At 65.6% G+C, this 22,741-nt stretch carries 17 protein-coding genes and 2 pseudogenes; 6 read left to right on the top strand and 13 right to left on the bottom strand.

Annotated elements, in window-relative coordinates; translation table 11 throughout:
* Nucleotides 1-72 precede the first annotated feature (72 nt).
* The 8 genes and pseudogenes from M1D87_RS15660 to M1D87_RS15625 form a co-directional block, all read right to left on the bottom strand.
* Nucleotides 73-924 carry a CAP domain-containing protein gene (locus M1D87_RS15660; RefSeq protein ID WP_061551610.1) on the bottom strand — a complete coding sequence of 284 codons (852 nt, stop codon included), beginning with the start codon at nucleotides 922-924 and terminating at the stop codon, nucleotides 73-75.
* A gap of 220 nt (nucleotides 925-1,144) precedes the next feature.
* A complete protein-coding gene (locus M1D87_RS15655; RefSeq protein ID WP_039614203.1) occupies nucleotides 1,145-1,756 on the bottom strand; it encodes a cell wall hydrolase in 612 nt (203 codons plus the stop codon).
* Nucleotides 1,757-1,791: 35 nt separating this feature from the next.
* Entirely contained in the window at nucleotides 1,792-2,709 is a 918-nt protein-coding gene (locus M1D87_RS15650; RefSeq protein WP_013972955.1) for an AEC family transporter, read from the bottom strand.
* A gap of 251 nt (nucleotides 2,710-2,960) precedes the next feature.
* On the bottom strand, nucleotides 2,961-3,824 hold the full coding sequence (locus M1D87_RS15645) for a LysR family transcriptional regulator (protein ID WP_038409756.1): 864 nt from the start codon (nucleotides 3,822-3,824) through the stop codon (nucleotides 2,961-2,963).
* A gap of 108 nt (nucleotides 3,825-3,932) precedes the next feature.
* Nucleotides 3,933-4,781 carry an ABC transporter permease gene (locus M1D87_RS15640; protein ID WP_013972953.1) on the bottom strand — a complete coding sequence of 283 codons (849 nt, stop codon included), beginning with the start codon at nucleotides 4,779-4,781 and terminating at the stop codon, nucleotides 3,933-3,935.
* Nucleotides 4,778-5,794: an ABC transporter substrate-binding protein gene (locus M1D87_RS15635; protein ID WP_061551607.1), complete on the bottom strand. Its 1,017-nt coding sequence runs from the start codon at nucleotides 5,792-5,794 to the stop codon at nucleotides 4,778-4,780. Before M1D87_RS15635 ends, M1D87_RS15640 begins: the two co-directional genes overlap by 4 nt.
* A 105-nt stretch (nucleotides 5,795-5,899) precedes the next feature.
* Nucleotides 5,900-6,412, bottom strand: a pseudogene (locus M1D87_RS15630) (methyl-accepting chemotaxis protein); the annotation flags it as partial.
* A gap of 393 nt (nucleotides 6,413-6,805) precedes the next feature.
* Nucleotides 6,806-7,723: pseudogene (locus M1D87_RS15625) on the bottom strand (methyl-accepting chemotaxis protein); the annotation flags it as partial.
* An 832-nt stretch (nucleotides 7,724-8,555) separates the two neighbouring features.
* Between M1D87_RS15625 and M1D87_RS15620 the strand changes: the two are divergent.
* Nucleotides 8,556-9,875, top strand: coding sequence for a Na+/H+ antiporter family protein (locus tag M1D87_RS15620; protein ID WP_421091571.1), 1,320 nt, complete (start codon nucleotides 8,556-8,558; stop codon nucleotides 9,873-9,875).
* Nucleotides 9,876-9,888: 13 nt separating this feature from the next.
* Here the strand turns inward: M1D87_RS15620 and M1D87_RS15615 are convergent, their stop codons facing one another.
* The 3 genes from M1D87_RS15615 to M1D87_RS15605 form a co-directional block, all read right to left on the bottom strand.
* Nucleotides 9,889-10,896, bottom strand: a complete 1,008-nt coding sequence (locus M1D87_RS15615; RefSeq protein WP_024087268.1) for a FecR family protein — start codon at nucleotides 10,894-10,896, stop codon at nucleotides 9,889-9,891.
* 277 nt (nucleotides 10,897-11,173) lie between these two features.
* Entirely contained in the window at nucleotides 11,174-12,943 is a 1,770-nt protein-coding gene (locus M1D87_RS15610; RefSeq protein ID WP_123085015.1) for an acyl-CoA dehydrogenase C-terminal domain-containing protein, read from the bottom strand.
* 164 nt (nucleotides 12,944-13,107) lie between these two features.
* Entirely contained in the window at nucleotides 13,108-14,730 is a 1,623-nt protein-coding gene (locus M1D87_RS15605) for an acyl-CoA synthetase (RefSeq protein ID WP_123085016.1), read from the bottom strand.
* 194 nt (nucleotides 14,731-14,924) lie between these two features.
* On the opposite strand from M1D87_RS15605, the gene M1D87_RS15600 reads away from it, so the two are divergent.
* The 5 genes from M1D87_RS15600 to M1D87_RS15580 all read left to right on the top strand — a co-directional run bounded on the left by M1D87_RS15600 (nucleotide 14,925) and on the right by M1D87_RS15580 (nucleotide 20,343).
* The gene (locus tag M1D87_RS15600) at nucleotides 14,925-16,331 is read left to right on the top strand and encodes a sensor histidine kinase (protein WP_123085017.1); all 1,407 of its coding nucleotides are present in this window, start codon (nucleotides 14,925-14,927) and stop codon (nucleotides 16,329-16,331) included.
* 6 nt (nucleotides 16,332-16,337) lie between these two features.
* A complete protein-coding gene (locus tag M1D87_RS15595) occupies nucleotides 16,338-16,973 on the top strand; it encodes a response regulator transcription factor (RefSeq protein ID WP_061305020.1) in 636 nt (211 codons plus the stop codon).
* A 140-nt stretch (nucleotides 16,974-17,113) separates the two neighbouring features.
* Nucleotides 17,114-17,587 carry a MarR family winged helix-turn-helix transcriptional regulator gene (locus M1D87_RS15590; RefSeq protein ID WP_003260288.1) on the top strand — a complete coding sequence of 158 codons (474 nt, stop codon included), beginning with the start codon at nucleotides 17,114-17,116 and terminating at the stop codon, nucleotides 17,585-17,587.
* 30 nt (nucleotides 17,588-17,617) lie between these two features.
* A complete protein-coding gene (locus tag M1D87_RS15585) occupies nucleotides 17,618-18,811 on the top strand; it encodes an HlyD family secretion protein (protein WP_039614211.1) in 1,194 nt (397 codons plus the stop codon).
* Nucleotides 18,808-20,343, top strand: coding sequence for a DHA2 family efflux MFS transporter permease subunit (locus tag M1D87_RS15580; RefSeq protein ID WP_023663084.1), 1,536 nt, complete (start codon nucleotides 18,808-18,810; stop codon nucleotides 20,341-20,343). The genes M1D87_RS15585 and M1D87_RS15580 overlap by 4 nt, the downstream gene beginning before the upstream one ends.
* A 42-nt stretch (nucleotides 20,344-20,385) precedes the next feature.
* Here M1D87_RS15580 and M1D87_RS15575 read toward each other — a convergent pair whose 3' ends face one another.
* Together M1D87_RS15575 and rsxC are read right to left on the bottom strand one after the other, a co-directional pair.
* A complete protein-coding gene (locus M1D87_RS15575) occupies nucleotides 20,386-21,336 on the bottom strand; it encodes an RnfABCDGE type electron transport complex subunit D (RefSeq protein ID WP_123085018.1) in 951 nt (316 codons plus the stop codon).
* Nucleotides 21,333-22,733, bottom strand: coding sequence for an electron transport complex subunit RsxC (gene rsxC / locus M1D87_RS15570; protein WP_123085019.1), 1,401 nt, complete (start codon nucleotides 22,731-22,733; stop codon nucleotides 21,333-21,335). The genes M1D87_RS15575 and rsxC overlap by 4 nt, the downstream gene beginning before the upstream one ends.
* Nucleotides 22,734-22,741: the final 8 nt, after the last annotated feature.

Raw genomic sequence — 22,741 nt, 5'->3', positions numbered from 1 at the left:
TTCGCGGCTAAAGCCGCTCCCACAGGGTCCCTGCTGATTCAATGAGCCATGTGCAGTCCTGTGGGAGCCGGCCTACTGCGGCGTCCCGAACAACCCTGTCCAGTAAATCCCCGCATCACTCTTCGGGTCCACTGCATACGCAGCGCCCAGCTCGCGGAAGTCCGGGTTCATCAGCGTCGCGCAATGCCCCGGGCTATCCAGCCAGCCATCGACCACCTTACGCGCGGTGTCACGCCCGGCGGCGATGTTTTCGCCGATCTGCTGGTACAGGTAGCCGGCCAACTCTGCCCGGTCACCGGGGGTGCGGCCATCCTTGTCGATGTGGTCGAAGAAGTTCTGGTTGGCCATGGCCCGGGTGTGGTTGGCGGCAACCCCGGCCAGCACCGTGCTCCAGCTCAGTGCGGGGGCGGCGGCGAAGGGCTGGCCACCGCATTGGCGCGGCACCTTGCGCGCGGCGTTGATCTCCTGCAGCACCTTCTGCCCCTCGGCCTGCCAGTCGCCCAGGCGGCCACTGAGCAGCGGCCGGGCAAGCACGATGCGCCAGTCGCGGCCTTCCTGGCTGACGCCGATATCGACGAACTGCGGGTCCAGCACCACCTGGCAGAAGCTCTCTTCGATGGCATGCATGGCAGCGCGCGCATCACGTGGCCCCGACAGGCTGATGGCCTGCACGTTGACCATCGGGTAGGCGGCGCGGGTCATGGCCTGCTGCAGGTCGCGGGTACCCTCTGGCGACAGCGCCAGGCGGGTATCGCTGTTGAGCGGCGGCAGTTCCAACGACGCTTCGCCACCGCAGGGCTGGGCCTTGCTGCGGTAGACATTGATCGAATCGATCAGTTGCGCTTCTTCGCCGGTGGCAGCCATGGCCCCGGCCGAGACGAGCAGGCCCAGCGACAAGGCGGCAACGGATGACAGGACGCGCATGTGGATCTCCCTATGACTGGCAGCGTCGGGGTTCGCGCTGCTCATCCTACACAAGCCCGGGGCTTTTGGCCCGGGCTCGTGTAAAGCAATGAGAACGCCAACATTCGTTGCTGGCGGCAAAAGAGGGAGTAGACCACTGTTCATCTGAAAAGTGCGAATAGTTGGTAATCATTCCTATCGAACCACGCCTGTCTGCCGGTTTGCTGGCGCCCGGCGTCTATCAGCGCGCCACCGCCTGGTTCGGTTTGTAGAACAGAAAATGCCTGGTCTGCGCCGTCCGGCGGTAGGCTTTGGCCCAGTCCGGGTGCACATTGCGGTCATGGAAGTACAAGGCACCCCCGGTGCGGTCTTTCAATTGCTGGTTGAGCGCCTTGCGCGCAATCTCCTTGGCAATGTCGTAGCGTTGCGCTTCTTCGACCTGGTCCGGGCGCCCGTCGCACCACCAGGAGAACTGGCAGGCCTTGCTTTCCACCCCCTGCTTGACCACGCCGCAGATGGTATCCGGGAAGCCATCGTGGCCCAGGCGGTTGAGCACGACGTTGGCCACGGCGGCCATGTCTTCGGCGTCGGCACCCTTGGCTTCCCAGTAAATGGTGCGGGCCAGGCAGGTGATGCTGTCATCCAGCGGCGCCTGGCCGGCCGGGTCCACTGCCTGCGCTTCGCCGGGTGTGAGGGTCTCGGCCTTTTTCGGGGGTGGTGTGTCATTCACCACTTTTTCCTCGAGCACCTCGGCCTTGTCCTCGGCGACGGCAGCCTTGGCCGGGTCGGCCGCGTGCAAGGGGCCTGCGAGCAGGGCCGAAACCAGGCCGATCACCATCCACGAAAGGCGCATGATGCAAGCTCCCGAACTGTGGGCTGGTTCACAGTCTAGCCAAGCGCAAGCATCAGCACCAAAGGCAGGGTGGCGGCGGCCAACACGGTCTGCAGGGCGATGATGGTGGCCATCAGCGGTGCGTTACCGCCCATTTGCCGGGCCATCACATAGGAAGATGACGCGGTCGGCAGTGCCTGGAACAGCACCGCCACCACCGCTGCCTGGCCACCCAGGCCAAGCAGGCGGCACAAGCCCCAGGTGGTCAGCGGCATGACCAGGAACTTGAATGCCGACGCCGCCATCAGCGGGCGCACCTGCTGGCCCAGGCGGGCACCACCCAGGGCTGCGCCGACGCACAGCAGGCCCAGCGGCAGGGCGGCCTGGCCCAGGGCCTTGACCGTGGGTTCGATACCCGCTGGCAAGCCCAGCCCGCTGGCGCGCAGCAGCAACCCACCGGCGCAACCGACGATCAAGGGGTTGGCGAAGATGGCCCGCAACACCGTGGCCGGTGAGCTATGGCGGGCGCTGAAGCGGGCGAATACCAGCACACAAAGCAGGTTGACCAGGGGCACGATGGCGGCGTTGGCCACCGCTGCCAGGGCGATGCCGGCGCTGCCGTAGATACCCGCTGCAAGGGTGGCGCCGATGTAGTTGTTGAAGCGGATGCCGCCCTGGAACACCGAGGTGAAGTCGGCACCGTCGTGGTTCATGGCGCCCTGGTACAGCACCAGCAGCACGGCCCCGGCCAGGGTCGAGAGCATCAGCACGCCAACCATGCCCAGCACCGGTACGCCATCGAGGTTGGCGGTGGCCAGGCCATGGAGGAACAGCGACGGCAGCAGTACGTAATAGCTCAGGCGCTCGGCGCCGGGCCAGAAGTTATCGGCGAGAAAGCCGCGCAGGCGCAGGAAAGTGCCCAGGGCAATCAGCAGGATGATCGGCAGCAGGGTAGTCAGCAGCAGGTGGAGCATGATCGACGTTCCGTGGTCGGGTACGGGGCACAGACTACTGGTGCGGATCGATCTGTAAAAACGTTGTTTTCTGCACTGACCATTGAGGAAAAATGCATGGTTGAAGTCGACACTTGCTCTTGTAGGAGCGGCCTTGTGTCGCGAAAGGGGTGCGAAGCGCCCTCAGGATATCGGCATCGCCGCAAAATTGCCGGGGCCGCTTTGCGGCCCTTTCGCGACACAAGGCCGCTCCTACAAGGCCCTGCGAACCTTCACGCCTCCAGCGCAGTCTTCAGCACCGCGCTCAAATGCCGCCGCTGGCTCTTCTCATGCTCCAGCAACACCACGCGCCGGGTCAGCTGCGGTTCGCCAAATGGCAGGCAGGTAGCCGGTGGCAAGCGTTGCAGGTCGTCATCGGCCATGGGGATGATGGCCACGCCCAGGCCCATCACCGCCATGCGCGCCAGCGCTTCCTGGCTGTCCAGCTCCATCTGCTCGCTCACCTGCAGATGCTGGCGGCGCAGCTCCTGCTCGATCTGCCGCCCGGCCCAGGCACGCTTGTCGAAGCGCAGGAACGGCTGGCTGGCCAGCAACTGCGGCACGCTTAGCCCGGCCAGGTCGGGGCTGGCGATCGCCCAGAAGCGGTCTTCGAACAACGGCGTGAAGTCCAGGCTTTGCGGGTAGGGGCTGACCGGCTCGGTGGTGATCGCCGCATCGAGCTCGCCGTCTTCCACCCGCCGTGCCAGTTCCGCTGACATGCCGGAGGCCACGCTGACATGCAACTGCGGATGGTGCGCCTTGATCCATACCAGCGCCTTGGGCAGGCGCCGCGCCAGCACCGTGTGGATCGCCCCCAGGCGCAGGCGGCCGCGCAGGCTCGGGCCGCTGGCCAGGGCGTCGGCCAGTTCGTCATAGCTAGCCAGGATGGTCTCGGCGCGGGCCACCGCCAACTGGCCGGCTTCGGTCAGCGACACCTGCCTGCGGCTGCGGTCGAACAAGGTCACCTGCAGTTCGTCTTCGAGGGTCTTGATGTGCAGGCTTACCGCCGAAGGGGTGAGGCTGAGCAGGTCGGCGGCACGGGCGAAGGTGCCGTGGCGGGCGATGGTCACCAGGGTGCGCAGGGCTTTGAGGGACATGCGGGTGTGGTCCGGTTTCAAGCTGACAGAGATGCATTGTCAGGCCCGGCCCCTTCGCAGCACAAGGCTGCTCCTACAGCGAGTCAAGACTGGTAGAGGCAGTATTTCTCAGCGCCCACCACGCCCATAGGCCTGGCTGATCCGGTCGATCACCATGGCCAGGGCGACGATCGCCAGCCCGGCCTCGACGCCTTGGCCGACATTCAGCGTCTGGATCCCCGACAGCACGTCCTCGCCCAGCCCGCGGGCACCAATCATCGAAGCCACCACCACCATCGACAGGGCCATCATCACCGACTGGTTGAGCCCGGCCATGATGCTCGGCAGCGCCAGCGGCAGGGCGATGCGCCGCAACCGCTGCCAGCGGCTGGCCCCCAGGCCATGGGCGGCTTGCAGCAGCGAAGGGTCGATCTGGCTCAGGCCCAGTTCGGTCAGCCGCACCAGCGGTGGCAGGGCATAGATCAGTGTGGCGAACACGGCGGGCACCTTGCCCAGGCCGAACAGCATCAGCACCGGGATCAGGTAAACGAAGGCCGGCAAGGTCTGCATCACATCCAGTACCGGCAACAGCAAGCGCTTCGCCAGTGGCCGGGCAGCCAGCAGGATGCCCAGCGGCACGCCCACCAGCACGCAGAGGCCGGTACTGACCAGCACCAACGCCATGGTCTGCAGCAGTTTGTCCCACAACCCGAGCATGCCGATCAGGGCCAGCAGCGCCACCAGTACCGCGCTGCGCAGCACGCTGCGGCTGGCATGCCAGGCCAGCAGGCCGATCAGCAACAGCAGCAGCCACCACGGCAGCAGGCGCAGCAGGGTTTCCAGGCCGACCAGCAGTTGCAGCAACTGGTCCGAGACGCTGCGCAGGTGATCGCCGTAATGCAGTACCAGCCAGTCGACCAGGCGGTTGACGCTGTCGGCAAAGGAGAATTGCAGGGCCTCGGGGAAGCCGCCGCTCACAGGCTGGCCTCGACCTTGGTGGCAATGTCCGCAGGCAACCAGGCTTTCCACACCTCGCGGTTATCGCGCAGGAAGGTGAGGGCAGCGTCGCGGGGCGGCGTTCGCTTTTCGCTCATGTCGGCCAGCGCCTTGTTCAGTCGGTCGATGGGCAGGTCGACCCGCTCGAACATGCTCACCAGTTCCGGGTAGCCCTCGCGAAAGGCCTTGGACACGCCAATCGACAATTTGGCCGGCAGCGAGCTGCTGCCCTTGGGCTCGGGGTTGCCGGCATCGGTGAGGGTGGCCCAGGCCTGGGCATCGAACGGCGGCTCTTGCAGGCGTATGAGCTTGTAACGCCCCATCAAAGGGGTCGGGTTCCAGTAGTAGAACAGCACCGGTTGGCCACGGCGGATGGCCGAGCCGATTTCGGCATCCATTGCAGCCCCGGAGCCACTGCGGAAGTTGGTATAGAGATCATTCAGCCCGTAGGCCTTGAGTTTCTGGCTGTTGACGGTTTCGGATGTCCAGCCGCTGGGGCTATTCAGAAAGCGCCCTTTACCGGGTGACTCGGGGTCGCGAAACACCTGCGGGTAACGTTTCAGGTCCTCGACGCTGCGCAATTGCGGCGCCACGGGTTTCAGCTTGCGTGCGGCATCGCCTTCGATCACGTAGGCCGGCACCCACCAGCCTTCTTCGGCATTCTTGACCGTGTCGCCCAAGGCAAACACCTGGCCGGCCTGTTCTGCCTTGACCCAGGCAGGGCTGCGCCCGGCCCATTCCTCGGCGATTACCTGCAGGTCGTTGCGCGCCAGGGCCACTTCCATGCTGACGGTGCTGCCGGGCAGGGTGTCGGTGGTGTAGCCGTAGCCACGCTCCACGATCAGCCGCAGGATCTCGGTGGTGAGGGCACCGCTTTCCCAGCCGATGGCGCCAAAGCGGATGGGCGTGGTGCGTTCTGCGGAGGCGGCGCTGTCGGTGCTGGCCAGGCCGACGGCGAGCAGCAGGCCGGCCAGCAACGTCGGAATCTTTTTCATGGGGCCTCTTGGAGTGGCGCTACTGAGTTGCCGCAAGTGTAGACGACCGGCTCCAGGCCCGGCAGGAAGGCCGCTGCACGCGATTGGCAGCGGCCTGCAAGTGACTCAGACGCGGAACTGGTCCATCAGCGCCTGTTGCTGGTTGGCCAGGCTGTTCAGCGACTGGCTTACCCGCGCCGACTCGTTGGCCTGCCCCGACAGCGATTCGGTGACATCACGGATGGTTGCCACGTTGCTGTTGATTTCCTCGGCCACTGCGCTTTGCTCCTCGGCGGCCGAGGCGATCTGCAGGTTCATGTCGGTGATCACCGTCACTGCCTGGCCGATGCGCTGCAGCGCGGTGACTGCCTGGCCAACCTGCTGCACGCCGCTCTGGGCCTGGCGGTGGCTGTTGTCCATGGCCCCCACCACCTCGCGAGTGCCGTTCTGCAAGGCCTCGATCACCTGGCGCGTTTCTTCCACCGATTCCTGGGTACGCTGGGCCAGGTTGCGTACCTCGTCCGCGACCACGGCAAAGCCACGGCCGGCTTCACCGGCGCGGGCCGCCTCGATGGCGGCGTTGAGCGCCAGCAAGTTGGTCTGTTCGGCGATCGAGCGGATCACCTCCAGCACCGAACCGATCTTCTCGCTGTTCTGCGCCAGGCCCTCCACTTCGCTCATGGCGTTGCTCATGTCGGCGGCCAGGGCATCGATGCTGTGGGTGGTGCGGTCGATCACCGCCAGGCCTTCGCGGGTGGCCTGGTCGGCATCGCGGGCGGCCTGCGCGGCCTGGGCGGCGCTGCGGGCGACGTCCTGGGCAGTGGCACTCATCTCGTGCGAGGCAGTGGCCACCTGGTCGACCTGGCGGTACTGCTGCTCCATGCCGGCGCTGGTCTGGGTGGCAATTGCCGAAGACTGGTCGGCGGTGCCACGGGCGGCCTGCACCGAGCGTTTGACCTCGGCAATGGTCGGCTGCAGCTTGTCGAGGAAGCGGTTGAACCAGCCGGCCAGTTCGCCCAGTTCGTCCTGCTTCTGGTAGGTCAGGCGGCGGGTCAGGTCACCTTCGCCGCTGGCAATGTCCTTGAGCATGCTTGCCACGCCGAGGATCGGCCGGGTAACGCCGCGGGCCATCAGCCACACCATCAGCAGGCCGGCAATCGCCGCCGCCAGGCCCAGGCCAAGTTCCAGCAGGGTGCCGCTGGTGTTCAGCGCGTCCAGTTCCTGTTTCAGCGTTTCGGCCGGCCCGGTCAGGGCGTTTTCCGGCACATCCAGCAGCACGCCCCAAGGCTGGGCATCCGGAATCGGCTGGAAGGCGGCCAGCACCTTAAGGCGCTGCTGGTCGTGCACGATGGTCATCTTGCCGTCGGCCAGCTTGCGCACCAGTTCAGCACCCTTGGCGGTGTCGACCTGGTCGAAGCGCTGGGCCAGCTTGCTGGCATCGGCGCTGTAGCCGGCCAGCAGGCCGACCGGGCTGAGGATGCCGACCGTGGTGCGGCCTTCGTACAGGCTGCGGCTGGCCTCCTGGCTCAGGGCCTGCAGGCTGTTGAGGTTGATGTCGATGGACAGGGTGGCGATCACCTTGCCGTCGACTGCCAGCGGGAAGACGATGCTGGTCATCAGCACCTGCTGGCCATCGATGTCGTAGAAGTAGGGCTCCACCACGCACACCTTGCCGGATGTGCGCGGGCACACCCACCAGGTATTGGCTGGCTGGCCGCTGGGGCCGATCTCGGTGTTGGCCATGTCATGTTCGGGCAGGGCCATGGCCGTCAGCTGGCCGACACGCGGCTGCGACCAGTACAGGGCGAAGCGTCCGGTTTCGTTGCTGCCCAGTTCTGCCTTGCCGGCGAACAGGCTGTCCTTGTTGTCCAGGGCGTTGGGCTCGAATACCAGCGACAGGCCGAGCAGCTCAGGGTTGGCCTGCAGGGCGGCGCGCACCTGGCGGGTCATGTCCTCGCGCAGGTCGAAGGCATCGAGAAAGCGCTTTTCCGCCTGCTCGCGCAGGAACAGCACCTGGCGGGCGAAACCGGCGCCGTACTGGTAGGCGTCCATGAACTGGCGGCGGATGTTCAGCGCCTGCACCTCGCCCTGCGACTCGATGCGCGACTGGGCCGACTCGGTCAGCATCTGCATGCTGCTGGCCTTGACCAGGTCCGAGCTGTGGTCCATGCGATACAGCGACAGGCCGACGAGCAGGGTGACGATGCCGGCCAGGCAGAGACCGGCGAGCAGGGTGATCTTCCACTGGATGGAAAGTTGTCGCAAAGGCATGGGGCGTATCCCTTTTTTTGGACAGTAAGGGTTATGGCTTTGGGGCTGGGCGGGGTTGAGAGGTGCCTGGCTGGAGATGTGTGTCGTCTGTGAGATCGAGCGCCGCCCGCGCGGCGCTTCGCAGCACAAGGCTGCTCCTACATCTGTTTCGGGCCAGTAACGCCTGCGCCAGCGCGTGCGACCGCCTTGTTTGTCCGACACGATATCGAGATGGACGCCAAGGGGCCGCGCGCCTCCACCTCAGGAATAACTGGCCCGAAACAGATGTAGGAGCAGCCTTGTGCTGCGAAGCGCCGCGCGGGCGGCGCTCGATCTCACAGGCGACAGAAATCTCCAGCCAGGCATCTCCCAGCCTTCCCACCATATCGGCCCATCCCATTTTTTCTTTATTCAAACATTCAATTTAAATTTCAGCCCTCGTGTAATCCGCCGCAACATGGCGCTTTTGACATCTGCTGCCCACTGCTTCAGAGTGCGCGCTTTTTTTCTGTCGCAATGAGGTAAGCCAACCATGAATGCAGTGATCGCCGCGGTCGGCATCATGCTGATACTCAGCCTGTCCCGCGTGCACGTGGTCATCGCCCTGATCGTCGGGGCCCTGGCCGGTGGGCTGGTGGGGGGCCTGGGCATCGAAGGTACGCTCAAGGCCTTCAACGGCGGCCTCGGCGGCGGGGCCACGGTAGCCCTGTCCTATGCACTGCTGGGCGCCTTTGCCGTGGCCATCGCCAAGTCCGGCCTGGCCCATGCCCTGGCTGACCGCGCCCTGGCCATGATCGACCGCCGGGGCCATGCCAGTGGCGGCAAGGTCAAATGGTTGCTGGTGGGCCTGATGCTGGTGGTGGCAGTGTCGTCGCAGAACATCCTGCCTATCCACATCGCCTTCATCCCCTTGCTGGTGCCACCGCTGCTGTACGTGCTGACCCGCCTGCGCATCGACCGTCGGCTGATCGCCTGCGTGATCACCTTTGGCCTGATCACCCCGTACATGTTCCTGCCGGTGGGCTTTGGCAACATCTTCCTCAACGAAATCCTGCTGGCCAACGTCGCCCGCGCGGGTGTCGACGTGAGTGGCGTGAATGTCACCCACGCCATGGCCATCCCGGCCGCTGGCATGCTGGCTGGCCTGTTGCTGGCGGTGTTCGTCAGCTACCGCAAGAAGCGTGACTACGACCTGGCGCGCATCGAGCAGGTGGAGCAGGTGAGCGTGCAGTACAACCCGCTGACCCTGCTGGTGGCCGGGCTGGCGATTGCCTCGGCGTTCATCGTCCAGTTGTGGCTGGACTCGATGATCATCGGCGCCATGGTCGGCTTTCTGATCTTCTCGCTGTCGGGCATCGTGCGCTGGAAGGACACTGACGACCTGTTCACCGAAGGCATGAAGATGATGGCCATGATCGGCTTCATCATGATTGCCGCCTCAGGCTTTGCCGACGTGATGAAGGCCACCGGTGAGGTGAACAGCCTGGTGGAAACCTCGGCGCAGTGGATCGACCACAGCAAGGGCGTCGGTGCCTTGCTGATGCTGCTGGTGGGCCTGCTGGTGACCATGGGCATCGGCTCGTCGTTCTCCACCGTGCCGATCCTGGCCGCGATCTTCGTGCCGCTGTGCGTGCAGCTGGGCTTCGACCCGCTGGCCACCGTGTGCATCGTTGGTACCGCCGGTGCCCTGGGCGACGCGGGCTCGCCTGCCTCGGACTCGACCCTGGGCCCGACCTCGGGGTTGAACGTGGATGGCCAGCACCACCACATCTGGGACACCGTGGTGCCTACCTTCATCCACTACAACCTGCCACTGCTGGCGTTCGGCTGGTTGGCGGCGATGACGCTGTAAGACGGGGAGGGCGTCAGCCCTTGTCGGGCGGCGGCGAGATGCGGTTGAGCACGGTGCTGCCGTCCTTGCTGCGGGTCAGGTAGACCGGCAGCACCTTGGGCAGGTTGTTGACCAGGCGCCCCACCTCACGGGTGTTGTAGATACCGCTGATGCGGATGCGGCCGGTGCTGGCGTCGGCCAGCAGCAGCGGTGCGTCGAGGTAGCGGTTGATTATCGGCAGGGCCTGTTCCAGGCTCAGGTTGTCGAGCACCAGCTTGCCGTCGCGCCAGGCCAGGCTGTTGCCGTAGTCCTCGCTCTGCTCCAGTTGCGGCTCGAAGTCGCCCTTGTGATAGCTGGCCTGCATACCAGGGCCCAGGCGGTAGCCACCGGTGCTGCCGTCGCTGGATACCAGTACCGAACCTTCCACCAGGGTGACCTTGACCTGGTCCTGGTACTTCCACACGTTGAACTGGGTGCCGGTGACGCGGGTCTGGCCACGACCGGCATGCACGATGAACGGGTGGCTGCTGTCGTGCTGCACCTTGAAGAACGCCTCGCCACGCTTGAGCGTGACCTGGCGCTGGTCCTTGTAGTTGAGGTAGGTGAGCTCGGTGTTGAGGTTGAGCTGCACCGTGCTGCCGTCGCTCAGCTGCACGGTCTGCATGTGCGCGCCGGCTTCGAAGTGCTGGTAGCGATTGGGCAGCCAGCCTTGTTCCCAGCCCACCCAGCCGGCCAGCGGCAGCACTGCCAGGGCGATCGCGGCGGCGGATGCCAGCGGCCGCCAGTTGCGCTGGCGCGCAGCCTTTTGCAGCGGCGGGTTGAAGTCGATGACGGTGGCATTGCGCGGCAGCAGGTCGGCGGTTTGCCAGATTTCCAGCATCGCCTGGTATTCCTCGGCATGCCGCGGGTCGGCCGCCAGCCAGCGGGCGAACGCCTCGCGCTCGGCCACCGAGCAATCTTCGGCGTGCAGGCGCATGCACCAGTGCGCGGCGGCGTCGGTGATGGCATCGTCTGGGCTGGAATTGAGGCGGTCGTGGTTCATTGCGGCTCCGGGTTTTGCGCATTCTACCCTTGTGGGAGGGCTCCCGAGAACCGAGGTAATGGCGAATGACTATCAGTTGTGCCGGTTTTCGTCGGATTGGTGATGGTTTTTCAGCGTTTGAGAACCCTTCGCGCACAAGTACAGGGGCAGAAATACCGGGGCTGCTCTGCAGCCCATCGCCGGCAAGCCAGGCTCCCACAGGGGCTGCACAAGGTCTTGGGCCTGTGCGATCCCTGTGGGAGCCTGGCTTGCCGGCGATGAGGCCGGAGCAGGAAGATCAGAATTGTTCGGCTGTCATCCCATAAAGGCTGCCACTACCCGCCCGGATACTGGCCTCCAGCCCCAACCCGCGCGGCAAGACCCGCTGGAAGAAGAACTCCGCACACGCAAGCTTGGCCCCATGAAATGCGACATCCTCGTCACGCCTGGCCAACGCCACCGCCGCCATCCGCGCCCACATGTAGGCGTACGCAGTCAGCCCGAACAGCTGCAGGTATTCCACCGCCACCGCGCTGACCAGGTTGGCATCCTCGCCGGCCCGCGCCCGCAGCCAGGCGCTGGTGGCCTCCAGCCGCGCCAGGCTCGCTTGCAGGGCTTCACGGTGCAGCGGCGCATCAACGCTGAAGGCCCGCACCTCGGCGGCAAAGCCGGCCAGCGCCTGGCCACCGTCGGCCAGCACCTTGCGCCCGAGCAGGTCGAGGGCCTGGATGCCGTTGGTGCCTTCATAGATCTGCGCGATGCGCACATCGCGCACCCGCTGCTCCTGGCCCCATTCGCGAATGTAGCCATGGCCGCCATACACCTGCTGGCCGAGCACACAGCTTTCCAGGCCGTTGTCGGTGAAGAACGCCTTGGCCACCGGCGTCAGCAGCGCCACCAGGCGTTGCGCATGTTCGCGCTCGCCGGCGTCTTCGGCGTAGCGTGCCAGGTCCAGCTGCTGGCCGACGTAGGCGGCAAACGCCCGGCCACCTTCGGTGAGGGTGCGCATGGTCAGCAACATGCGCCGCACATCGCCATGGTGGATGATCGGGTCGGCAACCTTGTCCTGTGCCTGCGGGCCGCTGGCGGCGCGGCTTTGCAGGCGCTCGTTGGCGTAGCGGGCGGCGCTCTGGTAGGACGCCTCGGCACAACCGATGCCCTGGATGCCGATGGACAGGCGCTCGTAGTTCATCATGGTGAACATCGCCGCCAGGCCCTTGTTCGGCTCGCCGATCAGGTAGCCGACGGCGCCATCGAAGTTCATCACACAGGTGGCCGAGGCCTTGATGCCCATCTTGTGTTCGATCGAGCCGCAATGGGCGGCGTTGCGCGCCCCCAGGCGGCCATCGGCCTCGACCAGGTACTTGGGCACCAGGAACAGCGAGATGCCCTTGGCGCCGGTGGGCGCATCCGGCAGCTTGGCCAGCACCAGGTGGACGATGTTCTCGGTCAGGTCCTGTTCGCCGCCGGTAATGAAGATCTTGCTGCCGCTGATGCGATAGCTGCCGTCGGCCTGGGGCTCGGCGCGGCTGCGGATCAGCCCAAGGTCAGTGCCGGCATGGGGTTCGGTGAGGCACATGGTGCCAGCCCAGCGGCCTTCGTACAGGGGCGGCAGGTAGGTGGCCTTGAGTGTTTCGCTGGCGTGGGCATCGATCGCCAGGCAACTGCCGGCGCTCAATGCCGAATACAGGCTGAAGCTGCAGTCGGCGGCGTAGAGCATTTCTTCGAACAGCACACCGAGCATTTTCGGCATGCCCATGCCGCCATGTTCAGGATTGCCGCCCAGGCCGACCCAACCGCCTTCACGGTAGGTGTGCCAGGCCTCGCGGAAGCCGTCAGGGGTAGTGACTTCACCAGCGGCGAAGCGCACGCCTTGCTCGTCACCGTTGCGGCTGAGCGGGGCAATCAGCTGGCCGGTGACTTTGGCTGCTTCCTCGAGGATGGCATCGGCGGTATCGGCGTCGATGCGCTCGGCCAGGGCGGGCAGGCGGGCCCACAGGGCCGGGGCGTTGAACACGTCATGCAGGACGAAGCGCATGTCGCGCAGGGGGGCGGAGTAGGTGGTCATCTGGGCTCTCGGAATGTCAATGATATCTTCGAAGCATGCGCTGTACCTGTAGGAGCAGCCTTGTGCTGCGAAAGGGCCGGTGTGTCTGAAGAAGACTCATGGCAGTACCGGCCTCTTCGCAGCACAAGGCTGCTCCTACACAGCGGAGCGAGGCCGCTACGGGTTCAGAGGGCTTTGGCCCGGTCGCGCAGCACGTACTTCTGGATCTTGCCGGTGGAGGTCTTGGGCAGTTCGCCGAACACCACGGTCTTCGGCACCTTGAACCCGGCCAGGTGCTCGCGGCACCAGCTGGTGATGTCGGCTTCGCGGGTGTCTTCGCGGCCCGGTTTGAGGGCAACGAAGGCGCACGGGGTTTCCCCCCATTTTTCATCCGGGCGTGCCACCACCGCGGCCTCCAGCACCGCCGGGTGCTTGTACAGGGCGTCTTCGACCTCGATGGTGGAAATGTTCTCGCCACCGGAAATGATGATGTCCTTGAGCCGGTCCTTGATCTCGACATAGCCGTCGGTATGCCACACAGCCAGGTCACCGGTATGGAACCAGCCGCCACGGAAGGCTTCGGCGGTAGCCTCGGGGTTCTTCAGGTAGCCCTTCATCACCGTGTTGCCCCGCATGAAGATCTCGCCCAGGGTGTTGCCGTCGCGCGGTACCGGCTCGAGGGTTTGCGGGTCGGCGACCATCAGGCCGTCGAGGGTCGGGTAGCGCACGCCCTGGCGGGACTTGATCCGTGCCCGCTCTTCCAGCGACAGGTCATCCCATTCGTCATGCCAGGCACACACGGTCACCGGGCCGTAGACTTCGGTCAGGCCGTAGGTGTGGGTGACCTGGATGCCCATCTCTTCCACTGCGCCGATGACCTTCGCAGGTGGCGCGGCGCCGGCGACCATGGCCTGCACCGGGTGCTCGATGGCCGCCTTGGCCGCCTCGGGCATGTTGACCAGGGCGTTGAGCACGATCGGCGCACCGCACAGGTGGCTGACCCGGTGCTCGCGGATCAGGGTCAGGATCTTCTGCGGGTCGACCCGGCGCAAGAACACATGGGTGCCGGCCAGCGCGGTGATGGTCCATGGGTAGCACCAGCCATTGCAGTGGAACATCGGCAGGGTCCACAGGTACACCGGGCGATGGCCCATGCCCCAGACCATCTGGTTGCCCAGGGCGTTCAGGTAAGCGCCACGGTGGTGGTAGACCACGCCCTTGGGGTTGCCGGTGGTGCCGGAGGTGTAGTTGAGCGAGATCGCCTGCCACTCGTCATCGGGCCATTCCCAGGCAAAGTCCGGGTCGCCTTCGGCGAGGAACGCTTCATAATCCAGTTCGCTGGCCGCACGGCCTTCGCCGTACTCCGGGTCATCCACATCCACCACCAATGGCGGGTGCTCGAGCAAGGCCAGGGCAGCCTCGATGACCGTGTGGAACTCGCGGTCGGTGATCAGCACCTTGGCCTCGCCATGCTGCAGCATGAAGGCGATGGCCTCGGCGTCCAGGCGTACGTTCAGGGTATTGAGCACGGCGCCGGTCATGGGCACGCCAAAATGGGCTTCGAGCATGGCCGGAATGTTGGGCAACATCACCGCCACAGTGTCGCCACGGCCGATACCCCGGCCCACCAGGGCGCTGGCCAAGCGTCGGCAGCGTTGGTAGGTCTGCTGCCAGTTACGGCGGATGGCACCGTGGATCACCGCCGGGTAGTTGCCGTATACGGCAGCGGTGCGTTCGATGAAACTCAGCGGGGTGAGGGCGACATGGTTGACGGCAGCGGGCATCAGGCCCTGGGCATAGATCGACATGCGGTAATCCTGTAGAGGAGGCAGGCACAACCTGTGCGCTTGACCCCCGGTGGCTGATTGTTAGCTCTGTTCAGGGTGCAGGGAGGCGGACGGTGGACCGCTCCCCTTGTCGCAGTTTTACGCGAGTCGCTATGGTATTAGGAATATCGACTATAGCAATATAGTAAAACTACTATAACAACGAGCCGCCTACCGTGGACAACACTGCCTATCCCTTGCTCGCCAAGGACCCGCAACCCAGCCTGATGCTGGCCGGCGACGCCAGGCCGCTGGCACTCAACCCGGCGCTGCAGGCCTGGGTCGATGAAGGCCCGGCACTGGCCAGCTGGCTGCCGGGCAACTGCGCCGCCCTGGTGCGCGCCTGCCTGCGCCAACGCCGGGCGATCGCCGATGTCGAGGTGCAGGTCGGTGAACGCATCGTGCTGTGGAGCTTCATCCCTGACGACCAGGGCCAGCAGGTGCTGGCGCGTGGCCGCGACGCCAGCGACGAGCGCCATGGCGCACGCGAGGCCAGCCGCGCCCGGCGCCTGTACCGGCTGATCATCGAGAACACCACCGACCTGATCTCCCGGCATAGCCCCGATGGCCGTTTCCTCGATGCTTCGCCGGCAGCATTCCGCCTGCTTGGCCTGTGGCCCGAGCAACTGCGCGGCATGGCCGTACATACCCTGCTGCACCCGCGCGAGCGCCGCCAGGTGCTGCGCCAGGCCGCCGCCTCCCTGGACCAGGACGGCTACCACACCATGACCTGCCGTGTGCGCCAGGCCGCAGGTGGCTACCGCTGGTTCGAGATCGCCAGCCGGGCCATCCGTGAAACCTACACCGGCGCGGTGGTGGAGGTGGTCAGCGTGTCTCGCGACATCACCCTGCGCATCGAGGCCCAGGAAAGCCTGGCGCACAGTGCCCGGCTGGCCACCTTGGGCGAGCTGGCTTCGGGCATTGCCCACGAGATCAACCAGCCGTTGGCCGCGGTGGTCAACTATGCCAACGCCAGCCAGCGTTACCTGCAGGGCCTGGAACGCGACCCGCAGGCCCGCGAGCGGGTAGGGCAGGGCCTGCAGCGCATCAGCGAACAGGCTACCCATGCCGCCGAAGTGATCCGCCGCCTGCGCGCCTTCCTGCGCAAAGGGCCGCGCCGCCTGCAGGCGCTGGACGTGGCCGAGGTGGCCGGCGAAGCCATGCGCCTGTGCGCCTGGGAAGCCGCGCGTGATCAGGTGGTGGTCGAGCTGCGCATGAGCGCGCAGCTGCCCTTGGTGTATGCCGACCGGGTACTGCTGGAGCAGGTGCTGTTGAACCTGTTGCGCAACGCCATCGATGCCAACCGCGAGCAGCATGGCGAGCGGCCGTCACGTATCCAGCTGGGCGCTGCGCGCGATGGTGATGGCGTGCTGGTCGAGGTGGCCGACCAGGGCCCGGGCGTGGCGCCCGAGCGCCTGGATGAAATCTTCACGCCGTTCACCACCAGCAAGGCCGACGGCCTGGGCCTTGGCCTTAGCATGAGCCGCAGCCTGATCGAGGGCTTTGGCGGCAGCCTGTGGGCGCGAGCCGGTGACAATGGCGGACTGGTACTGTGCTGCCGCCTGGCGGTCAGCAGGGGGTAAGGGGAGATGGCGGTGCAAGCGAAAGTGTATGTGGTCGATGACGACCAGGGTATGCGGGACTCGACGGTGTGGTTGTTGCAGTCGGTGGGTTTGCAGGCCTTGCCGTTCGCCGGCGGGCAGGCGTTTCTCGACGCCTGCGTCGACGATGGGCCGGCCTGTGTGCTGCTGGATGTGCGCATGCCGGGGCTGGGCGGGTTGGCGGTGCAGCAGGCGATGCGCGAGCGTGGCCTGGGTTTGCCGGTGATCTTCGTCAGCGGGCATGCCGATGTGCCGATCGTGGTGCGGGCATTCAAGGCCGGCGCCTGCGACTTCATCGAGAAACCCTACAACGACCAGTTGCTGCTCGACAGCGTGCAGGCCGCGTTGGAAAGCGCCGGGCGGGCACGCCAGGACGACCAGGCGCTGGCCCGGGTGCAGGCGCGCATCGACGGCCTGACCCCACGCGAGCGCGACGTGTTCGTGCCGTTGGCCCAAGGGTTGAGCAACCGCGAAATTGCCGAGCGGTTGGGCGTCAGTGTGAAGACGGTGGACCTGTACCGGGGGCGGGTGATGAAGCGGTTGCAGGCCGATAGCCTGGCGGAGTTGGTGGGCATGGCCATTGCCTGCGGGGCGGTGGAGGCACTGGGCCTGCGAACACCGTAGCAGGCCTGACGCAAGGCCGCTCCTACAGGGGGCTGCGCAAGGGGCAGAAATCATGAAATTTTCCATAGCAACCTAATCAAAGCTTTGACATTCACTGCCTAGGCAGTAATATTTCTACACAATTACCCGAGCAGCCTCCGATGGCCCATTTCTCTCCCGAAAACTTCCAGACCTGCGCCATTGGCATGCTGCTTGGCCGGGCGGCGATCCTGAAGGACCGCATTCTCGACTGGCACCTCGAATCCGAAGGCGTCACCGCCGCGCAGTTCAAGGTGCTGATCATCGTCACCCAGTACCAGGTGGACACCCCGGCCGAGCTGTGCCGGTACCTGGGCCTGGACAGCGGATCGATGACCCGCATGCTCGACCGCCTCGAGCAGAAGGAACTGATCGTGCGCAACCGTTGCGCCGACGACCGTCGCCAGGTGCGCCTGGCGCTTACCGCCGATGGCCAGCGCCTGGCTGATCGCCTGCCGGAAATCGGCGCGGCGGCCATGAACGAGCTGTGCGGCGCGCTGGCACCCGAAGAGCTCGCGACCCTGGAAGGCCTGCTGGCCAAGGTCCTGCTCGCTGCCGGCGACCCGTTGACGATCCGCCGCTTCGGCGATCGTTGATCCCTGTCACGAATTATCCAAGGTATTGCCATGGCCACTCCCGCAGACACCCCGACTCCCTCCGCCGCGCCCGAACCGTCGCGCAAGCGCAAGGCCTGGCTGCTTGGCCTGGTGTTGCTGCTGATCCTTGCCGGCGTCGGTGCCTGGGCCTGGTACAGCCTGGTCGGGCGCTGGCACGAAAGCACCGACGATGCCTACGTCAACGGCAACGTGGTAGAGATCACCCCGCTGGTCACCGGCACTGTCACCAGCATCGGTGCCGATGACGGCGACCTGGTCCACGCCGGCCAGGTATTGCTGCAATTCGACCCGGCCGACAGCCAGGTGGCCTTGCAGGCCGCGGAAGCCAGGCTGGCGCGCAGCGTGCGCCAGGTGCGCGGGTTGTACAGCAACGTCGACGCGCTCAAGGCCCAGCTGGAAACCCGCCAGGCCGAGCTGCGCAAGGCCCGCCAGGACTTCAATCGGCGCAAGGTACTGGCCGACAGCGGCGCGATAGCTGCGGAAGAATTGTCCCATGCCCGCGACGACCTGAGCGTGGCCGAGGCCGCCGTCAACAGTGCACGCCAGCAGCTCAGCACCAGCAGCGCACTGGTCGACGACACCGTGGTGTCTTCGCACCCCGAGGTGATGGCCGCCGCCGCCGACCTGCGCCAGGCCTACCTCGACCATGCCCGCACCACCCTGGTGGCACCGGTAACCGGCTACGTCGCCAAGCGTACCGTGCAGCTGGGCCAGCGCCTGCAACCGGGTACCGCGACCATGGCGGTGATCCCGCTGGACCAGGTGTGGATCGATGCCAACTTCAAGGAAACCCAGCTGCGCGACATGCGTATCGGCCAGCCGGTGCAGATCAGCGCCGACCTGTACGGCAGCGAGGTCAGGTACAGCGGCACGGTCGACAGCCTTGGCGCTGGTACCGGCAGCGCCTTCGCCCTGTTGCCGGCGCAGAATGCCACCGGTAACTGGATCAAGATCGTCCAGCGCGTGCCGGTACGCATCCACCTCAGCCCCGACCAGCTCAAGGACCACCCGCTGCGCATCGGGCTGTCCACCGTGGTCGAGGTCGACCTGCACGACCAGAGCGGCCCGACCTTGGCCCAGCAGCCACCGCAGCAGGCCAGCTATACCACCCAGGTGTATGACCGCCAGCTGGTCGAAGCCGACAACCTGATCGCCCGGCTGATCCACGAAAACAGCGCAACCGGCAAGACGGCCCAGCGATGAGCAACAACGCTGCTGCCCAGTTCACGCCGCCGAGCCTGCTGCTGACCACCATCGGCCTGTCGCTGGCGACGTTCATGCAGGTGCTCGACACCACCATCGCCAACGTGGCCTTGCCGACCATTTCCGGCAACCTGGGGGTGAGCTACGAACAGGGCACCTGGGTCATCACCTCGTTCGCGGTGAGCAACGCCATCGCCTTGCCGCTCACCGGTTGGCTCAGCCGACGGTTTGGCGAGGTGAAGCTGTTCATCTGGGCCACGCTGCTGTTCGTGCTGGCCTCGTTCCTGTGCGGTATTGCCCAGTCGATGCCGGAGCTGGTCGGTTTTCGCGTGTTGCAGGGTGTGGTGGCCGGGCCGTTGTACCCGATGACCCAGACCTTGCTGATCGCCGTTTACCCGCCGGCCAAGCGCGGCATGGCCCTGGCGCTGCTGGCGATGGTCACGGTGGTGGCGCCGATTGCCGGGCCGATTCTCGGCGGCTGGATAACCGACAGCTACAGCTGGCCTTGGATCTTCTTCATCAACGTGCCCATCGGCCTGTTCGCCGCCGCCGTGGTCCGCCAGCAGATGCGCACCCGGCCGGTGGTCACCAGCCGCCAGCCGATGGACTACATCGGCCTGCTGACGCTGGTCATCGGCGTTGGCGCCTTGCAGGTGGTGCTGGACAAAGGCAACGACCTGGACTGGTTCGAATCGTCGTTCATCATTGCCGGAAGCCTGGTCTCGCTGGTGTTCCTGGCGGTGTTCGTGATCTGGGAACTGACCGACCGTCACCCGGTGGTCAACCTGCGCCTGTTCGCGCACCGCAACTTCCGCGTGGGCACCATCGTGCTGGTAGGGGGCTATGCCGGGTTCTTCGGCATCAACCTGATCCTGCCGCAGTGGCTGCAGACGCAGATGGGCTATACCGCTACCTGGGCTGGCCTGGCGGTGGCGCCGATCGGCCTGTTGCCGGTGCTGATGTCGCCGTTCGTGGGCAAGTACGCGCACCGCTTCGACCTGCGCGTGCTGGCGGGGCTGGCGTTCCTGGCGATCGGCAGCAGCTGCTACATGCGTGCCGGGTTCACCAGCGAGGTGGACTTCCAGCATGTGGCGCTGGTGCAGTTGTTCATGGGTATTGGCGTTGCGCTGTTTTTCATGCCGACCTTGAGCATCCTGCTGTCCGACCTGCCACCGCAGCAGATCGCCGACGGTTCGGGCCTGGCGACCTTCCTGCGTACCTTGGGCGGCAGTTTCGCGGCGTCGCTGACCACCTGGATCTGGATTCGCCGGGCGGACCAGCACCATGCCTACCTGAGCGAGCACATCAGCCAGTTCGACCCGGCCACGCGGCATACCCTGGAGCAGCTGGGCGGGGCCAGCCCGCAGAGCTATGCGCAGCTGGAGCAGATACTCAACGGGCAGGCGTACATGATGTCGACGGTGGACTACTTCACCCTGATGACCTGGGTGTTTGCCGGGTTGATCCTGCTGGTGTGGTTCGCCAAACCGCCCTTTACCGCCAAGGCGGGGCCGGCGTCGGCAGGGCACTGAGCCGGGCCAGAACAAGGCCCAGGCTCTTTGCCAAATGCCATGTCAGACACTCGCTGCTGCGTACCAGGGCCGCTGCATGCGCAGCACCAACCGGTCGATTTGCGGCACCAGCAGGTTGCCGGCCAGTACGGCGAAGCAGAGGCCATCGGCGTAAAGCCCGAACTCGCGAATCAGCTCGGTCAGCGTGCCGACGGTCACGCCGAAGAGGATGCGACCGGCGCGGGTATCGGGGCTGGTGACCGGATCGGTGGCGATGAAGAAGGCGGTGAAGAGATAGCCGCCGAGGCTGAGGTTGTAAACGGCTTCCTGCAGGCTGTGGCCGGCAGCCATGCACAGCAATACTGTGCTCGCGATCATCGCCAGCGGAATCTCGATGCGGATCACCCGCAGCGAAGCCAGCAGCAAACCGCCGGCAATGTAGCCGAACCCCGACAGATTGTGGGTGACATGAGTGAACTCGTTCTGCGCCAGTTGAGTGGCGCCGGCGAACGCATCGAGCTCCAGGCGTGGCACCAACTGTAGTTGTTGGAGCAGAACCGCCTTGGCGTCCAGGGTTGCGGTCCAGGGGGCATGGTTCGATGGCGCGGGGTACAGCTGCTGATAGAAGCAGATGGCAACGACCCCCAGGCCAACCATGGCAGGGTTGAGACGGTTGCGACCAAGGCCTCCACTGGCGTGCTTGCATAGTGCCAGAGCAGCAAAACTGGCCAGGGCGATCATCCACAACGGCACCATCAGCGGCAATGCCCGAGCCAGTATCAGGCCCAGCACCAGCCAGCTGAAGTCGCTCAAACCCTTGCGTACGTCATGCCCGCGCAGGCGCAGCAGGGCGGCTTCGAAGCCCAGGGCGAACAGCACGCACCAGAACACTTGCAACCAGACCACGACGCCGAATTGCCAGGCATACAGGACGGTGCCCGGCAGCAGGCACAGGACGACCAGCAGCATCACCGTGCGCAGCCGTTGCGGGATGGGGTGGCGTATCAGGCTCATGCGCGGACCTCCGTCTTGCTTTGGCGGAAGCGTTCGCGCAGCGGGATATTGCTTGGGCAGATGCTGCTGCAGCTGCCGCATTCGATGCAGGCATCCAGGCGCAGTTCCTGCAGGCTGGCCTTGTCCAGGCGCTCGGCTGCAGCGTAGAGGTCCAGCGGCCGCAGCGACATCGGGCAGACATCCACGCAGCGCGTGCAGCGAATGCAACTGCTGGCGGGGCGAGCAGCCGGCAGGTAGCGCTCGGCGCCGAAAATCAGGCAACTGCTGGTCTTGCTGACGAAGGCGTTGGCGTCCGGTAGCGGCAGCCCCATCATCGGGCCGCCGACCTGGGTCAACTGCCCTGTGGGGGACGCGCCAGCAATTGCGCGCAGTTCGCTGACCGGGTAACCCACCGGCACCCGCACATTGCCGGGGCGCTCGCAGTCACCTGTCAGCGTCAGCACGCGGCTGGTCAGTGGTTCGTCCTGGAAGACAGCCCGGCCCAGCGCGTAGAGCGTTGCGACATTCAGGGCGAGGACGCCGATATCGGCAGGGCGGCTCCCCGGGGCCAGGTTGCGGCCACTGAGGCTCTTGATCATCAACGGCTGCCCACCTGCTGGGTAACGCTCCGGAAGTGGACAAATCTCGACCCGGGTGCGCGCCTGGCGTGCGGCGGCACGTAACGTGGCCATCGCCTCCGGTTTGTTGGTTTCGATGCCGAAACGGGTTGCCGTTACTCCCAGCAGCGCGGCGACATAGTCGGCGGCCTCGATCAACGCTTCGGCATTTTCACGCATGAGGCGGTCATCGCAGGTAAGGAAGGGCTCGCATTCGGCACCGTTGATCAGCAGCAGGTCGGGCTGCTGTGCGTCGGCCAGCTTGAGGGCCGTGGGGAAACCCGCACCACCAAGGCCGACTATGCCCATCTGCAATGCGCGCTCGACCAGCGCCTCTGGCGTTTGCGGCAGGCCCGGTGCCGGGCGTTCGAGCCACTCGTCCAGGCCATCTGCGTTCAGGATGACGGCCATGACTGGCTCGGCCGAGTCGGCCGCGAAGACGTGATCGATCCGGTCCACGATGCCGGAGGTACTGGCATGCACCCAAGCGGTGGTGTTGTCGCCAATACCGATCACTTCGCCCTTGCGCACATGCTGCCCCGGCTGCACGCAAGGCTGGACAAACCGCCGACCCCGCCCGAGCGGAATCGCCAGCTGGATTTTACCGACCAAGACCGGGGCAACCGGCGTAGCGTTGGATAGTTCCTTGTATCCCCTGAGCTCGATCCCTCCGTGCCAACTACGCTGAGAGGATGAGGCGATGGCCAGCAGACGGCGCCAGAAAGGTTTCTGTTGCGGCTGACGCTGGGCGCGGATGCGGCTCTGCAGGCGTTCGACGCTCTGCAACGAATGGCTAGACATGTAATGTC

It is taken from the genome of Pseudomonas sp. SA233 (genome assembly GCF_054792385.1).
Note: the sequence above shows the minus strand (reverse complement) of the source record. Positions and strands in the feature narration are given on the sequence as shown.

Excerpts from the sequence above, each read along its gene's own strand:
- M1D87_RS15660 (WP_061551610.1), bottom strand. The coding sequence starts at position 924 with ATGCGCGTCCTGTCATCCGTTGCCGCCTTGTCGCTGGGCCTGCTCGTC.
- M1D87_RS15655 (WP_039614203.1), bottom strand. The coding sequence starts at position 1,756 with ATGCGCCTTTCGTGGATGGTGATCGGCCTGGTTTCGGCCCTGCTCGCA.
- M1D87_RS15650 (WP_013972955.1), bottom strand. The coding sequence starts at position 2,709 with ATGCTCCACCTGCTGCTGACTACCCTGCTGCCGATCATCCTGCTGATT.
- M1D87_RS15645 (WP_038409756.1), bottom strand. The coding sequence starts at position 3,824 with ATGTCCCTCAAAGCCCTGCGCACCCTGGTGACCATCGCCCGCCACGGC.
- M1D87_RS15635 (WP_061551607.1), bottom strand. The coding sequence starts at position 5,794 with ATGAAAAAGATTCCGACGTTGCTGGCCGGCCTGCTGCTCGCCGTCGGC.
- M1D87_RS15620 (WP_421091571.1), top strand. The coding sequence starts at position 8,556 with ATGAATGCAGTGATCGCCGCGGTCGGCATCATGCTGATACTCAGCCTG.
- M1D87_RS15615 (WP_024087268.1), bottom strand. The coding sequence starts at position 10,896 with ATGAACCACGACCGCCTCAATTCCAGCCCAGACGATGCCATCACCGAC.
- M1D87_RS15610 (WP_123085015.1), bottom strand. The coding sequence starts at position 12,943 with ATGACCACCTACTCCGCCCCCCTGCGCGACATGCGCTTCGTCCTGCAT.
- M1D87_RS15605 (WP_123085016.1), bottom strand. The coding sequence starts at position 14,730 with ATGTCGATCTATGCCCAGGGCCTGATGCCCGCTGCCGTCAACCATGTC.
- M1D87_RS15595 (WP_061305020.1), top strand. The coding sequence starts at position 16,338 with ATGGCGGTGCAAGCGAAAGTGTATGTGGTCGATGACGACCAGGGTATG.
- M1D87_RS15590 (WP_003260288.1), top strand. The coding sequence starts at position 17,114 with ATGGCCCATTTCTCTCCCGAAAACTTCCAGACCTGCGCCATTGGCATG.
- M1D87_RS15585 (WP_039614211.1), top strand. The coding sequence starts at position 17,618 with ATGGCCACTCCCGCAGACACCCCGACTCCCTCCGCCGCGCCCGAACCG.
- M1D87_RS15580 (WP_023663084.1), top strand. The coding sequence starts at position 18,808 with ATGAGCAACAACGCTGCTGCCCAGTTCACGCCGCCGAGCCTGCTGCTG.
- M1D87_RS15575 (WP_123085018.1), bottom strand. The coding sequence starts at position 21,336 with ATGAGCCTGATACGCCACCCCATCCCGCAACGGCTGCGCACGGTGATG.
- rsxC (WP_123085019.1), bottom strand. The coding sequence starts at position 22,733 with ATGTCTAGCCATTCGTTGCAGAGCGTCGAACGCCTGCAGAGCCGCATC.